The following is a 14,447-nucleotide window of genomic DNA, read 5'->3' on the forward strand; positions in this document are numbered from 1 at the left end:
ATTTATCGGATGATGATGACAGAATATCTTGGGAAAGAACCGAAAGGAACACTGCCGCTTCGTCTTGCCAAATGGGCGATGTCGTTTTCTTTCATTCGTAAATGGTTGCGCGTAGAAAAAGAAGCGCTTGAATATTTCGAATGTACGTCGGTATACGACGCAACAAATGCACGCAACGCTTTAGCGAAGATAGGTATTACTTGCCCCGACTTTCGCGATGTCATTCCGGTGATGGCGCGTTATTATCGGAAGCATCGACACAACTCAACGAAGCAGCTGACAATTCATTAGAAATTTAACCACCTGTGCATGTGCAGTATTGTCGGTGTGTTATTTGTTTTCGGAGGAATTTTTAGTTAACATGTATAACAAGTAACAGAAAAAAGCGATGTCTAAAGAAAACATTACGGCATGACGGAGGGAATATGTTACAAATAAAACGACTATCAGAATGTACGTTAGAAGAAGCAGTACGTGCTTGGAACGCTGGCTTTGAGGGGTATTATGTTCCGATTCAACTGACGATAGAAAGCTTTTTGCAGCGATTAGTCGGGGAAGGGCTTTCTCCTTCGTTATCCATCATTGCTTTCCATCATGACGAGCCAGTTGGAATCGTGCTAAACGGTATTCGTGAATCTCAAGGGACTTTAATCGCTTGGAACGGCGGCACAGGGGTCGTGCCTGCGTCTCGAAAAACAGGAGTTGGGACGACACTAATGGAAGCAACAATGGATATATATCAAGAAGCAGGCGTCGAGCTTGCGACATTGGAAGTGATTAGCGAAAATGAGCGAGCTATTGGACTGTATAAAAAGTTCGGCTACGAAATCGTAGATGAACTCGAATATTTGCAATTTCAAAAAGCGGTGCCACGTTTACTAGACGCCGAACCATTTCAAGTGGAAATTACTATTCCACAACAAGTAAGCCATCTTTCGTTTTATAAAGGGCAACATCCGTGGCAAACGCAATGGCAAAGCGCAAAAGATGGTGAGGCGCTTCTTGCAAAAGACGATCAAGGTGACGACGTCGGTTATGCATATTATCGCCGCGTGTTTGCTGTAGCGGACAAGCATGAAAAAACGATTTTATTTCAATGCGAAGCTCACCCCGAAAGAAACGACAAAGAACATATCCTTCGGCTTTTGCTTACAAAAATGTTTAGTAATTGTCCAGACGAGGTCGTGAAAGTAGCAGCAAACGTACCGATTACATATTCGTCGCCCACCTACTCACTTTTAAAAGAAATCGGCTTTCAAACAACCGTCAAACAAGTGTGGATGCAGAAGCGAATGAGATAACAAAAGCTGTTGGAACAAACCCAACAGCTTTTTTCCTCTAGCCAAGCGAAAGTTGCCACGACACGCCATATCGATCTTCCACCCAAGCGAATTTCTTGCTAAATGGATAGACACCTAGCGGCATAAGCACTTTTCCGAATTGGGATAGTTGTTCAAAAGCACGGTCAATTTCTTCTTCCGTATCACACAAGACAAAAAGCGACATGGCAGGCGTAAACTCGTGATGTTCGACGTGATTATCAATCGCCATCAACCGTTGCCCTTTTAATAGAAACGTGGCATGAAGCACCATTCCGTTTTCTTGATGCACGATTTGTTCGATTTCTGCCGGAGAAAAAACGGACATATACAAACGAATCGCTTCTTCTGCCTGCCCAGAAAACATGAGGCACGTCATAATTTTTTGTTCCATAAATACACGCTCCCTTATAATTGTAGAACACCAAAAAACGAATATATGTTCTTGTATTTAATTATCGCCAATTCACAATTCATTGTCAATAGTAGAATTTTTTACTAACTTGACTATGTACCTTAGTACAAAGTTTATACTTAAATTGGAGGTGAGGTCATTCAATGTATCGGATTAGTGAGCTAGCCAAACGGTGTGGCGTGAATAAGGAAACGATTCGCTATTATGAAAAGCGGCAGCTACTCCCACTCCCTACGCGAACAGAAGCAGGGTATCGTTTATATTCCGATGCCGATACAAAGCGTATCCAATTCATTAAACGTCTGCAACGACTCGGATTTTCTCTAACGGAAATTCACCGGTTGCTCGGCATTGTCGATCAAGATAAGGAACGATGTGCGCATATGTATGAATTTGTATCAAAAAAAGTGGAAGAAGTGCAAAAGCAAATCAAGGACTTACAGCGAGTCGTATGTGCGCTACAGGACTTACAAAAGCGGTGTCCAGATGAAAAAGCATTACCTTCAAAAACGTTGCTCCGGGCAGGAGAAATAAACTACTTAGCAAAAAATCATCCGTTTCTTGGGCTACATACGTCTGCAGAAACGGTTGATTTATCTGCACTAATCGAGCAAAAAAATGAATTAGTGCGCGATCTACGCCAAGCGAAATATGTAAATCTCATCAACGAATATGGATTTACGCTCATACAAGGAGAAGCGGTATTCTTAGACGAAACGACAGTAGAAGTTAATGAAAAAAAATTATCAGCGAACCGCTTCCTTATTGCCACAGGTGCTTCTCCGGCAGTTCCTAATATTCCTGGGCTTGCAGATGTTGATTACGTCACAAGCACGACGCTACTTGAACGAAAAGAAGTACCGAAACGATTAGCGGTCATCGGTTCTGGTTATATTGGTATCGAACTCGGCCAACTGTTTCATCATCTTGGTTCTGAAGTCACATTGATGCAACGGAGCCAACGACTATTAAAAACATATGAGCCAGAAGTTTCAGAAGCGATGACAAAAGCGCTCACGACTCAAGGCATCCGCCTCCTCACCGGAGTGTCCTTTGAGCGTGTTGAGCAAGACGGAAACGTCAAAAAAATATATATAGAAGTCGATGAAAAAAAACAGGTGATCGAAGCGGACGAATTGCTCATTGCTACTGGGAGAACACCGAACACGTCAGCGTTGCGTTTAGAAGCGGCTGGGGTGAAAACGGGTTCGCGTGGCGAAATTATTGTTAATGACTATTTACAAACGACAAATCCGTGCATTTATGCGGCAGGCGATGTCACACTTGGTCCACAATTTGTCTATGTCGCCGCATACGAAGGAACGATTGCCGCAGCAAACGCCGTTGGTGCCCAAAATAAAAAAGCTCAGCTTGACACCATCCCAGCGATTACGTTTAGCTCTCCGGCAGTCGCAACAGTTGGACTAACGGAACAGCAAGCAAAAGAAAAAGGATACGAAGTAAAAACATCTGTTTTGCCGTTAGAAGCTGTCCCGAGAGCAATTGTCAATCACGAAACGATCGGTGTCTTTAAACTAGTCGCAGATGCAAAAACAGGGAAATTCCTAGGAGTCCACATTGTAGCAGAACATGCGGGGGAAGTCATTTATGCAGCGACACTCGCGGTCAAACTCGGCTTATCGATAGACGACCTTCGTGAAACACTCGCGCCGTACTTAACGATGTCCGAGGGACTAAAACTCGCTGCGTTAACGTTCGACCAAGATGTCGAAAAACTATCTTGTTGCGCAGGATGAGCCACTTCCATGCAGAAGCGGCTCTAGTTTTTTTTCTTATCTAACGCTTGTTTTAACAAATCTCCTAAGCTTGTACCAAACGAATCATTCTCGGCACTATATTTTCTCAGTAGTGCCCGTTCTTTTTGCCCAAGTTTTGTTTTTTTCTGCTCCTCCGCTTTTTCAATGACATTGCAAGGACGACATTGGAAGTAGACACCTGCTCTTCCTTCATGAATTTCCATTCGCTTTTTACATTGCGGACACCGTCGATTCGAAAGCTTTGGATCTTTTCGTTTTCGGAATCGGCATGTCATATTCGAGCATACAAGCATGCGACCTTCTTTTGTCACTCGTTCTTTTAAAAACGAGCCACATTCTGGACACATCAAGCCAGTTAAATTATGGGGGCGGTACGTTCGATCGCTCTGTTTTATTTCTGCGACTAGACGCTCCGTTTGCTTACGGATGCTTCGGAGGAAAGCTTTCGGATCCCCATTTCCGCGAGCAATGGCTTCTAGTTGTTTTTCCCACCTTGCCGTTAACTGTGGTGATTTTAATTCCTCATTTACAAGTTCAATTAACTGTTTTCCTTTCGACGTTGGATAAAACCGCCCATTTTTCCGCTCGACCGTTTCTGTTTCAACGAGGCGTTCAATAATTTCCGCACGTGTCGCTGGCGTACCTAGTCCGTACTTTTCCATTTGTGACAGAAGATCTGCTTCAGAATAACGAAGAGGGGGGGCTGTTAGCGCTTCTTTCTTCTCCAACATAACAGAAACCATTTGCCCTTTCGTAAACGTAGGGAAGGGCGGTTGCTCCTCTTGCTTTTCTAAGATGCGGCGAAATCCAGCATTCACGATTCTTGTTTCCCGCGCGACAAACGATTCTCCATCAATAGAAAAAACAACATGAATCGTTTCGTATTCGCAAGCTGGATAAAAAAGAGCCAAAAAGCGATGAGCGATCAAGTCATATAGTTTTCGTTCATCAGCAGAGAGCTTGCTGATGTCAAGCCGTTCTTCTGTCGGAATAATCGCATGATGATCTGTTACTTTTTCGTTATCAAAAACTCGTCGAGCCATCACTTTTCCCTTATTCTTTAACGACGGGATAACTTCGTCCACATATCCAGATTTCATTGCCTCTAGACGCTCAAGCATCGTGTTTTCCATATCGGTTGTTAGATAGCGTGAATCGGTGCGCGGATAGGTGACGAGTTTGTGATGTTCATATAGCCGCTGCAACACGCTTAACGTTTTCTTCGCCGAAAAGCTAAATCGTTTATTTGCGTCCCGTTGCAATTCGGTCAAATCGTAAGGAAGCGGCTGGGCTTCTTTTTTTACTTTTCGCGCGACAGAAATAACCGTCGCTTGCTTGTTTTTTAGCTTTTCATATAGCTGCTCCGCTAGTTCTTTCGAAAATATTCGCTTTTCCTCATTATGCTCTAAAGTTGCAACAACAGAGCCGATGTTAGCATGAATCGTCCAGTACAGCACCGGTTGAAATGACTGTATTTCTTTTTCACGTTCGATGATCATCGCAAGCGTCGGTGTTTGAACGCGACCTGCAGAAAGAGGTTCATTGTATTTAGTCGTTAACGCTCTCGTCACGTTTAACCCAATAAGCCAATCAGCTTCTGCGCGACAAACAGCCGATTCGTATAAACGCTCAAACTGTTTTCCTGGTTTTAAATGTTGAAATCCATCCCGAATGGCTTGATCAGTTTGGGACGAGATCCAAAGGCGAAGGAGCGGCTTTTTCCAACGGATTTTTTGCAAAATCCATCGTGCAACAAGTTCGCCTTCCCGTCCGGCATCGGTGGCAATGATGCAGTTTTTCATATCCGGACGTTTTGCTAATGTTTCGATCGCCCGAAACTGATGACTCGTTTGGCGAATGACGTTCAGTCCAATGTTTTCCGGGATAATCGGTAAATCTTCCAGCCGCCACGTTTTATAGGCGGGATTATAATGTTCCGGCATTTTCAATTCAATTAAATGCCCGAGCGCCCATGTGACGACATATTTCGGCCCCTCAAAATAATGTTTATGTTGTTCCCGACAGCCAAGTACGCGAGCAATTTCCCGCGCCACGCTCGGCTTTTCAGCAAGAACAAGTGATTTCATCCTATTTTCCTCCTAAGTGCTAGACTACTTGTTCAGTATAGCGGAAAGGGAGGGGATTTGCATACTTGACACTTCAAACGAAAAAAGGATTGCGGTAAAATGAGATAAGATTGCCAACAACTAAATTTTCATGATGTTCAATTGCGAAACTTATACAAACGGGAGGGGCAGGCATTTGCATTCAAACCGCATAAAATACATGCAAAAACTTTGGGAAGTATGGAAAACAGCAGCTCGGTTAGGGTTTATTTCGTTTGGAGGACCAGTTGCTCACTTAGGGTATTTCCGCGAAGAATATGTGAAACGAAAACAGTGGATTGATGAGAAAACGTATGCCGATCTAGTTACGTTGTGTCAGCTACTCCCTGGACCAGCAAGCAGTCAAGTCGGGATTGGCATTGGATTTTTGCGAGCAGGGTTGCTCGGAGCGATTGTGTCATGGTTAGGATTTACCTTTCCATCAGCACTTATTCTTTTGTTGTTCGCTTATTTCTCAGCAGAGGTTCCTCTCAATTGGCTGCACGGGCTACTCATAGTAGCTGTAGCTGTGGTTGCCCATGCCGTATGGGGAATGATGAAAATATTTGCTTCCGATCGTTCACGTGCGACAATTGTTGTTGCTTCAACTATTTTGTCTCTTTTACTTCCGAAAACCGGGGGGCAAGTTGCTATCATTGTTGTTGCTGGAATAGTAGGAAGTTTTTTATATCGCCATCATTCACAAGCAAATGTTCTTTCTGTGCCGACTTTTCGACGGAAAACAACGGGCTTTTTGCTTATATTTTTTATATTACTCGTTCTACTTCCAATTGTCGTTCGATTGATGAATTCTCCGCTTATCACACTTTTTGACAGTTTTTATCGCGCTGGGGCGCTAGTTTTTGGCGGAGGGCATGTAGTACTTCCTTTGTTGCAGACGGAAGTAGTGGCAAAAGGGTGGACAACAATCGAACAATTTATAGCGGGATATGGAATGGCGCAAGCAGTACCTGGACCATTGTTTACGTTTGCTACGTATTTAGGGATGGTGAGTTTCGGATGGAAAGGGGCGATTGTCGCAACGATTGCTATTTTTCTCCCAGCTTTCTTATTAGTCATCGGCTCGCTTCCGTTTTTCGAATGGATTCGTCAACATACGCGGTTTCAAGCAGCGTTTCACGGTATTCACGCAGCGGTGGTAGGCATTTTGCTTGCAGCGCTTTATCATCCGATATGGACAAAAGCAATCCAGACACCGGCTGATTTTTGTCTTGCACTAGCGGCATTTTGTTTATTGGTAATTTGGCAATGTCCGCCTTTAACTGTCGTTATCTTTTCTATTATCATTGGGACATTTATGTAGAAGGGGAATCGAAATGGGACGGCAGGTGATCCAAAAGAGCGAAGGGGGATTGTACTAGCAGCAAATCGTATCGATGACTATTCAACTGACGATTCGCTATCATAATTTCCAAACGATCACCCGCAGCAAAACGTGGGACAATCCGTTCCAAGAAGCGGAGGATATTTTTCGATATGCAGCATATTTATTGAAAAAACATTGGAACCGTGAGCCTACCCGGTTACTTGGCATTACCGTACTAGACGTCTTCGATCGTAAAGAAGCCGTCAAACAACTCGATTTGTTCCATTATGAAGAATATGAAGAAGAGGCGAAAAAATGATCGAGCAACTTCAAAAAATTTGGTACGCCCGTCATTCAGCGAGGTGTTGCAGTTAAATGAGAAAACATAGGCACAATCAGGAAAGGGGCAGCATACATAAAGACTGCCTTTTTCTGTTCAATTATTAGTTTACATAACATAAATTATAGGAAGTAAAATAATTTTAATCTCAATATATAAGTAAACTTTTTATTTTGAGACAGAAAAAATATAAAACGCAGCTGCTTGTATTTTATAACGGATCAACAGCTGCGTTTTATAATATGCTATACACCACACAATCCGTCCTTTCTCACTTCATTCATAGCAACTAGGCAATATCTTCGCTATAATAGCGGACACCTTTGTATTGAACGCGGATTGGAATTTGTTTTTCGTGCTCATATTGACGACATAGCTTCTTTGCTTTTATACATGCATCCATCATTCCGTTAGCAATAATTGCTTCTTCCCAAACAATCGGTTGTTGGTGATGTGTGCTAAAAGTAAAAATATACTGTTTCATATAGAACCTCCTTCCATAATTCCTTATATCCATTTCACTTATTATTATAATGTAAATCTGTATTATAATGAATATCGAACCTGTTACAACATTGTAAACTTTTTTCATGATTTTTGTAAATAAAACAAGCCCGAGGCAACACCCCAGGCTTGTTTATACAATCATTTTCCAACTGCTTTTTGCGACTGTTCCACTTGACGAGTCGGCCAGCATTCAACACCTTTTAACCCTTCAATGTCGTCTGCATAAAACACAGGGTCTTCCCCACGCTTACGTTTTGCCATGTAGTCATCAAGTGCTTTAAATGCGATCCGACCAAGTAAACCAATTGCCACTAAGTTAGTTAACGCCATAAGCGCCATTGCTAAGTCAGCTAAATCCCAAACGATCTGCAAGCTAGCAAGTGCTCCGAAAACAACCATTCCAATGGCTAATACGCGATAAACGAATAATGCAGTTTTTCCTTTGCTAATGAATTCAATATTTGCTTCACCGTAATAATAACTTCCGATGATAGAACTGAACGCAAACATAAAGATAGCTGCTGATAGGAAAATACCTGCCCAAGAGCCAAAGTGCTCGGAGAGAGCTGCTTGTGTTAATTCAATTCCAACAAGCTCCCCAGTTTTATACGTATCCGATAACAAAATGATAAATGCTGTTGCGCTACATACAAGTAACGTATCGAAAAATACTCCTAACGCTTGAATAAACCCTTGTTTTGCTGGGTGAGAAACAGTTGCTGTTGCCGCTGCGTTTGGTGCACTACCCATACCCGCTTCATTTGAGAATAATCCGCGTTTTACTCCCATCATGATCGCGGCACCCATACCGCCACCTACAACTTGCTCTAAACCAAAAGCACTTTTGAAAATTAAAGCAATGACCGCTGGAATTTCAGTAATGTTCGTAACCATGACATACAATGCTAATCCGATATAGAAAAACGCCATGATCGGAACGATAACTTCAGAGAAACGGGCAATTCGTGTAACACCACCAAAAATGATCACCGCTGTTAGCGCCGCTAGTAAGAAAGCGGTTACATAAGGGTTCAAACTGAATGAATTTTTGAACGCTGTTGCAATGGTATTGCTTTGTACGGCGTTAAATGTTAATCCGAAGCTTGCGATGATTGTGAAAGCGAAAATTGTACTCATCCAACGTGCACCCAATTGCTTCTCCATGTAGTATCCTGGGCCACCTTTAAAACCAACATCGCTTTTTACTTTAAAAATTTGTGCTAATGTACTCTCAACAAACGCGCTTGCACCACCTAAAATTGCAACAAGCCACATCCAGAATACCGCTCCTGGACCTCCGATCGCTAACGCCATTGCAACACCGGCAACGTTTCCTGTTCCAATTCGAGTAGCCGCTCCAATGAAAAATGCCTGGAGGGAGGAAATTTCTTTTTTCCCTGCTCCTTCTGGAGATTTTTCTTTTAAGACTCGGAACATTTCTCCGATCAAACGAATTTGTGCAAATTTCGTCCCGATTGTGAAATATAAACCGAGACCGAGTAACAAACCAATAATAACATAAGACCAAAGAATGTTGTTTAAAAATCCAACTACTTGATTAATGAGCTCCATACACTTCCTCCTTAAAATAAATAATTAAGATAATTAGTAAGATTATTAATCTTGCAATAGTATTATCTGAAAATTAAAATTATGCGTCAATAGTAAAAAATAGAAAAACGTATACAATTTACAGCGTTAAAGGAACAAAATTGAAAATGAATTATCTTAATATACTATTTTAAAACAAATAGGATTACGTTTTTACTTATTATTTATATACTATTCCTCCATAAAATCTTTTCATAAAAAATTTCATTGTTAACAAAATTTTTTTTGTGATTAACATAAATTATAAAGCACCCGGGTCTTCACGGGTGCTTTATAATTTGTATAACAATAATTTTCTCAGTAATGGAGCTAAGAACGTCGGCAAATATTCGACGTTTGGGACAAGAACACTATAATGTCCGTATATATTTTCAATCGTTTTTTGTTGACTTTCGGTAATCATCCCATTCGCCAAAAACACATTTACTACTTCGATTCCTAATCTTTTTGCCTCCATAACTGCTTCGTGTGTATCAACAATTCCATTTTGATCATATCCGAAAGCAGCTGGTTCCCCATCAGAAAAAACAAGTAAAAACTTTTGTTTTTCAACTCTTTTTTGCAACTCTTGCGTCATTAAGCGAATGGCCAAGCCGTCACGATTATCTTCCTTCGGCTCTAATTGCATAATTTCCGCCCCACGTCCCTTTTTTAAAGAAACATTAAAATCAATAACCGTTTGAAAATAATTCGGCTGATAGAGCTGTGTGGCCTCATTCGTATCTTCCCAGAAACCAACGATTTTGTGTGGAACACGGAGCGTTTTAAGCGATTCATGGAACAAAACAATTCCTTTCTTTGTCTCTTCCATTTTGTCATACATTGACGCTGAACAGTCAACAAGTAGTACGAAAACAGCATCTAGTATTGGAGAAATCTCGTGTTTTTTGTAAAATAAACGTGGATGTTCATCCATAAAAAAACGTAATAGCTTTTTGTTTAAACGTCCTGCGTGCAAATCCGTGCGTGGATGAATTTTTTTATGTTCGAGCACTTTCTCAATCGTCCGTGTCAATTTTTTTTGATATGGTCCAATTGCTTCACGATCGCGCTCGTACTGTCTCATTTGTTCAACTGTCGGTGAAGAAGGATAAATAAATATCGGTTTAGCATAGCGATTTTCTTTTCCATACTCATACTCTGAACGCCCACTGAGCTCCTGACGATCCGTTTGTTGTTCTAAATGTGTATAATCGCTATGCGTCGTCTTTTGTGATGAGCCTTGTACAATGCCGAGTGCTTGATCCCCCGCTTCCCCTTGACGAACTCCTTCTCCAAGCAAATCTGTCTGCGAACCTTGTTCTAGGTCAAACTGCAAGAAACTGTTTGTCATATCGCTTGTTTCGCGATGCCACGTATGCATCACCTCTTCAAAAATCTCTTCGTCGTCGGATTTTACATCAAGTACGTCATCATTTTTTAACGGATCTTTTCGCCGAATGTCTTCCCTATTCTCTCGTCGATCAACGTAAATGTACTCTGGAAGATGAAAATATGTGTTTAACATATCGGCATCTAACAATTCATTCAACACATCAACAATAGTAAGCACAATACGAACAATATCGGCAGTCGATTTCGCATCATATACATAACGTATTTCACGATCAATAAACGGAAGCGTCAATCGCAAATGCTCGGGAAGCACGGCGTCTTGCCCTGGATGTTCTGCCGTTAATAATAAATATAAATAGTTGAACAACGCATCTGTATGGATGCTTTTCACGCTATTGACATTCCATTGCGTTTGAAAATAGTGGCGATACACGTCCTTTCGAACTATAAATGCCTTTTTTGTTCCACTACGCACACGCCGACATATATCTTCCAGTCGAATATCTTCAAGAAGCACAAACAGTTGTTTGGCAAAATTAGGGATGGAGTACGTCTTTATTTCTTTAAGAAAAAAAATAATATCATCGTCATTTGTATGATGAAAATTTCCGATTGTTCGTAAAAAAACATCGCTTTTCAATCCATACACGTGCTGTTCTTTCGGCCGGTTGTCCCAAAAATGACTTACAATAACCTTCTTATGCTGTCGATCAAGATACGACTGATAACCAAATTCTAGTTCAATTTGTTCATCGTTTGCTAAAGTTTTCGCTAAATCCGATAGTTCCATAAATAAAGAAGAATCCACTTTTTTATCGTTAAACATAATAAAACGGTTCATTTAGACACCCTCATTCGTCAAACAGCGTTTCAGCTACATTGCGTACTGCAGCTTTTTCACGATCGTCTTCTAATTTTTCGACGATCGCTCGTTCGATCGCCCGCAATGGCGGAATGTACACAGCTAAATCACAAGCATCAATTAATGCGCGAATAGATGCTGCTTCTTCGGACACATACCCTTGTTTTACTTGGACAATTAAATCAGCCGACAATGTAACGAACCGGTCTATTAAGTCTTCGTCTGTTAACTTCGTTTGTTGCTGTAAGACACGCTTCAACGTTTCTCCTTGAACATATGGAACATCAATAACGACAAAACGATTTTTTAACGCTTCGTTAAGCGGGACGGTTCCGACGTATCCCTCGTTGATAGCTGCAATGACACCAAATGTCGGTTTAGCTTTCACAACTTCAGCGGTAAATGGGTTTGTAATCGTTTTTCGATAATCAAGCACCCCGTTTAAAATCGGTAACGTTTCCGGCTTAGCCATGTTAATTTCGTCAATGTACAATAAATGACCTTTCGTCATCGCTTGAATGACAGGACCCGGGATAAATTCAATCGTCGCTTGTCCATTTGCTTGTTGAATCGTTTTAAATCCGAGCATAGCCTCAGCGTCTAAATCAACCGAACAGTTAATACTATGCATCGGTTGACCAAAAAAAGCTGACAACGTTTCAGCTAGCTTCGTTTTTCCAGAACCAGTTGGCCCTTTTAACAATATGTTTTTTCCTAGCGCTAAAGCAATAATCGCATCATATAAAATGGACATATGAGCTGGCGTATACTCAACATCTGCGCTCTGTCCACTTCCTTCATGTTTGAACATCTCTCTTCTCTCTTCTACAATTGTCTCAATTGCTTTTGGGAATGAAGGAAATTGTGTGCAAATCATCTTGTCAATCCTTTCTTTGTTGTCATACGTACGTATTGTACAAAAAATAAACGGATTTGTACAAATAAAGAGATTGTTAATCATAATTATATTATGTAAACGTGTATTAAAAAAAGAGCCACTCGGCATTATCGACTTTTAACGAGTAGCTCGACCGCTTCTTGAATAAGCTTTTCACTTTCTAACGAACCGGTTTCAATGTCTTTGCGAATGCAACGTTCTAAATTTGCGCTTACTACGACAGCAATTGCACGGTCTACAGCACTACGGATCGCAGATAACTGCGCGACAACTTCTTTGCAGTCTTTTTGCTCATCCATCATTTTAAGGACTCCACGAACTTGTCCTTCAATTCGTTTTAAACGATTTTTCACTTGGTTATCGTAAGTCATGGTTATTCCATCTCCTTTTTTCTATACCCTTGTAAGTATATTAAATGAAACATACTTCCTTTGTCAACTAAAATTATCTTTAATGGCTTTCCGAATCAATGCTTCACAACGATCTAGTTCTGTTTTTAGTTGTCGTTTATATAACTGGGCCTTTTTATATCCTTCTTCAGTAAAGCGATAGTAAACAACTTCCTGATATTTCATTCCTTCCTTTTTCTTTTTCACTTGCTCTAAAATTCCATCTTCTATTAAGTCGTGTAGTGCTTTATACACTTCAGAATGATTTGGACGATATCCAAACGGTTGAAATTCCTCACGAAGCACATCCAATAATTTAAGCCCATACAACCGCTCTTGTTCCGTTAAAGTAATCAAATATAGTTTTAAAAAAGCCCGTTGTTTTAACAAAAATCCACTCGGTTTTCTTTTTTCGCTCATTTTCTCTCCTCCTTTCATATGACACATTCTTTACATAAAGAAAAAATCCTTCCCTATTTTTATTATAATTGAACATTTTTATTTTTATTCAATTTTTATTTAGAACATAGTTTATTATGTCAAATATTTTTATAAAAAAAGAAGAAGGCTTCCCCTCTTCTTTATTTAAAGACAATCGTCTTATTTTCGTGAATGATAACACGATCTTCTAAGTGCCACTTTAACGCACGAACTAGTACCGTTTTCTCGATAATACGCCCTACCCGTTTTAAATCTTCTATATGATGCTTATGATCGACCCGTTCAACATCTTGTTCAATAATAGGCCCTTCGTCTAAATCATCTGTTACATAATGAGAAGTCGCACCAATGAGTTTCACTCCACGGCGATAAGCTTGTTCATACGGGCGCGCCCCAATAAATGCCGGTAAAAATGAATGGTGAATATTAATAATTCGTGCTGGGAACATGGAAACGAAACGCGGTGATAAAATTTGCATATAACGAGCGAGCACAATGACATCAACATCATATTGTTTTAACAACTCAATTTGTTTCGCTTCTGCCTCTTGTTTTGTTTCTTTTGTCACAGGAACGTAATAGTATGGAATACCAAATGATTCAACCGTCTCTCTCATTTGTTCATGGTTACTAATGACAAGGGCGAAATCCGCAAGTAGTTCACCTGCTTGCCACTCCCATAGCAATTCTAATAAACAATGTTCTTCTTTTGAAACAAATATAGCTACCTTTTTTATATGCGTATGTAAGCTGAATTTCCAGTCCATTGCAAAACGTTGTGCAATCGTTGCGAATTTCTTCTCTATCTCTTCTTTTCTTTCACGTATGTTTGGCGCATCAAACTCAATTCGTAAAAAAAACGTGCCGCCTTCAGGATCTGTTGAATATTGGTTCGACTCCACTATGTTAGCCCCTTGTTCATGTAAAAACGTTGTAACTGCTGCAACAATTCCTGGTTGGTCGGGACATGATATAAGTAAACGGGCACGATGCTTATACTTATCTACAAAATCACGAACATGTTTCTGCTGAAAATACATCACAAATCTCCCCTTTGAACGAAAGAAATGATAAATAATAGCATTCATTATAACAAATAGTCGAGAACATGTCTCGACTA

At 40.6% G+C, this 14,447-nt stretch carries 13 protein-coding genes and 1 pseudogene; 5 read left to right on the forward strand and 9 right to left on the reverse strand.

Annotated elements, in window-relative coordinates; all coding sequences use genetic code 11:
- Nucleotides 1-291, forward strand: a pseudogene (locus tag V7Z64_RS01380) (SDR family oxidoreductase); the annotation flags it as partial.
- A gap of 134 nt (nucleotides 292-425) precedes the next feature.
- Nucleotides 426-1,301: a GNAT family N-acetyltransferase gene (locus V7Z64_RS01385; RefSeq protein ID WP_297991908.1), complete on the forward strand. Its 876-nt coding sequence runs from the start codon at nucleotides 426-428 to the stop codon at nucleotides 1,299-1,301.
- A gap of 37 nt (nucleotides 1,302-1,338) precedes the next feature.
- Here V7Z64_RS01385 and V7Z64_RS01390 read toward each other — a convergent pair whose 3' ends face one another.
- On the reverse strand, nucleotides 1,339-1,713 hold the full coding sequence (locus V7Z64_RS01390; RefSeq protein WP_297991904.1) for a VOC family protein: 375 nt from the start codon (nucleotides 1,711-1,713) through the stop codon (nucleotides 1,339-1,341).
- Nucleotides 1,714-1,877: 164 nt separating this feature from the next.
- Between V7Z64_RS01390 and merA the strand changes: the two genes are divergently transcribed.
- Nucleotides 1,878-3,491, forward strand: a complete 1,614-nt coding sequence (gene merA / locus V7Z64_RS01395; RefSeq protein ID WP_297991902.1) for a mercury(II) reductase — start codon at nucleotides 1,878-1,880, stop codon at nucleotides 3,489-3,491.
- A gap of 23 nt (nucleotides 3,492-3,514) precedes the next feature.
- Here the strand turns inward: merA and V7Z64_RS01400 are convergent, their stop codons facing one another.
- The gene (locus V7Z64_RS01400) at nucleotides 3,515-5,599 is read right to left on the reverse strand and encodes a DNA topoisomerase III (RefSeq protein ID WP_297991900.1); all 2,085 of its coding nucleotides are present in this window, start codon (nucleotides 5,597-5,599) and stop codon (nucleotides 3,515-3,517) included.
- 175 nt (nucleotides 5,600-5,774) lie between these two features.
- Between V7Z64_RS01400 and chrA the strand changes: the two genes are divergently transcribed.
- Nucleotides 5,775-6,941, forward strand: coding sequence for a chromate efflux transporter (gene chrA, locus V7Z64_RS01405; RefSeq protein WP_442884995.1), 1,167 nt, complete (start codon nucleotides 5,775-5,777; stop codon nucleotides 6,939-6,941).
- Nucleotides 6,942-7,014: 73 nt separating this feature from the next.
- On the forward strand, nucleotides 7,015-7,263 hold the full coding sequence (locus V7Z64_RS01410) for a DinB/UmuC family translesion DNA polymerase (RefSeq protein ID WP_442884996.1): 249 nt from the start codon (nucleotides 7,015-7,017) through the stop codon (nucleotides 7,261-7,263).
- Nucleotides 7,264-7,573: 310 nt separating this feature from the next.
- On the opposite strand, the gene V7Z64_RS01415 is transcribed toward V7Z64_RS01410, so the two are convergent.
- The 7 genes from V7Z64_RS01415 to purU form a co-directional block, all read right to left on the reverse strand.
- A complete protein-coding gene (locus V7Z64_RS01415) occupies nucleotides 7,574-7,768 on the reverse strand; it encodes a hypothetical protein (protein ID WP_297988182.1) in 195 nt (64 codons plus the stop codon).
- A 161-nt stretch (nucleotides 7,769-7,929) separates the two neighbouring features.
- On the reverse strand, nucleotides 7,930-9,363 hold the full coding sequence (locus V7Z64_RS01420; RefSeq protein WP_003397196.1) for an alanine/glycine:cation symporter family protein: 1,434 nt from the start codon (nucleotides 9,361-9,363) through the stop codon (nucleotides 7,930-7,932).
- A gap of 310 nt (nucleotides 9,364-9,673) precedes the next feature.
- Nucleotides 9,674-11,578, reverse strand: coding sequence for a vWA domain-containing protein (locus tag V7Z64_RS01425; RefSeq protein WP_219986221.1), 1,905 nt, complete (start codon nucleotides 11,576-11,578; stop codon nucleotides 9,674-9,676).
- Between the two features lie 10 nt (nucleotides 11,579-11,588).
- Nucleotides 11,589-12,560, reverse strand: coding sequence for an AAA family ATPase (locus V7Z64_RS01430; RefSeq protein ID WP_080629217.1), 972 nt, complete (start codon nucleotides 12,558-12,560; stop codon nucleotides 11,589-11,591).
- A 44-nt stretch (nucleotides 12,561-12,604) separates the two neighbouring features.
- A complete protein-coding gene (locus V7Z64_RS01435) occupies nucleotides 12,605-12,868 on the reverse strand; it encodes a metal-sensitive transcriptional regulator (protein WP_003397198.1) in 264 nt (87 codons plus the stop codon).
- Between the two features lie 63 nt (nucleotides 12,869-12,931).
- A complete protein-coding gene (locus tag V7Z64_RS01440; RefSeq protein ID WP_003397201.1) occupies nucleotides 12,932-13,306 on the reverse strand; it encodes a helix-turn-helix transcriptional regulator in 375 nt (124 codons plus the stop codon).
- Between the two features lie 161 nt (nucleotides 13,307-13,467).
- Nucleotides 13,468-14,370 carry a formyltetrahydrofolate deformylase gene (purU, locus tag V7Z64_RS01445; RefSeq protein ID WP_442884997.1) on the reverse strand — a complete coding sequence of 301 codons (903 nt, stop codon included), beginning with the start codon at nucleotides 14,368-14,370 and terminating at the stop codon, nucleotides 13,468-13,470.
- Nucleotides 14,371-14,447: the final 77 nt, after the last annotated feature.

The organism is Anoxybacillus sp. (genome assembly GCF_036834105.1).
Taxonomy (GTDB): domain Bacteria; phylum Bacillota; class Bacilli; order Bacillales; family Anoxybacillaceae; genus Anoxybacillus.

What these genes read in the sequence shown, in the direction of transcription:
- V7Z64_RS01390 (WP_297991904.1), bottom strand. Translation starts at nt 1,713, where the DNA reads ATGGAACAAAAAATTATGACGTGCCTCATGTTTTCTGGGCAGGCAGAA.
- V7Z64_RS01385 (WP_297991908.1), top strand. Translation starts at nt 426, where the DNA reads ATGTTACAAATAAAACGACTATCAGAATGTACGTTAGAAGAAGCAGTA.
- V7Z64_RS01410 (WP_442884996.1), top strand. Translation starts at nt 7,015, where the DNA reads ATGACTATTCAACTGACGATTCGCTATCATAATTTCCAAACGATCACC.
- V7Z64_RS01435 (WP_003397198.1), bottom strand. Translation starts at nt 12,868, where the DNA reads ATGACTTACGATAACCAAGTGAAAAATCGTTTAAAACGAATTGAAGGA.
- V7Z64_RS01440 (WP_003397201.1), bottom strand. Translation starts at nt 13,306, where the DNA reads ATGAGCGAAAAAAGAAAACCGAGTGGATTTTTGTTAAAACAACGGGCT.
- V7Z64_RS01415 (WP_297988182.1), bottom strand. Translation starts at nt 7,768, where the DNA reads ATGAAACAGTATATTTTTACTTTTAGCACACATCACCAACAACCGATT.
- V7Z64_RS01430 (WP_080629217.1), bottom strand. Translation starts at nt 12,560, where the DNA reads ATGATTAACAATCTCTTTATTTGTACAAATCCGTTTATTTTTTGTACA.
- V7Z64_RS01425 (WP_219986221.1), bottom strand. Translation starts at nt 11,578, where the DNA reads ATGAACCGTTTTATTATGTTTAACGATAAAAAAGTGGATTCTTCTTTA.
- merA (WP_297991902.1), top strand. Translation starts at nt 1,878, where the DNA reads ATGTATCGGATTAGTGAGCTAGCCAAACGGTGTGGCGTGAATAAGGAA.
- V7Z64_RS01420 (WP_003397196.1), bottom strand. Translation starts at nt 9,363, where the DNA reads ATGGAGCTCATTAATCAAGTAGTTGGATTTTTAAACAACATTCTTTGG.
- V7Z64_RS01400 (WP_297991900.1), bottom strand. Translation starts at nt 5,599, where the DNA reads ATGAAATCACTTGTTCTTGCTGAAAAGCCGAGCGTGGCGCGGGAAATT.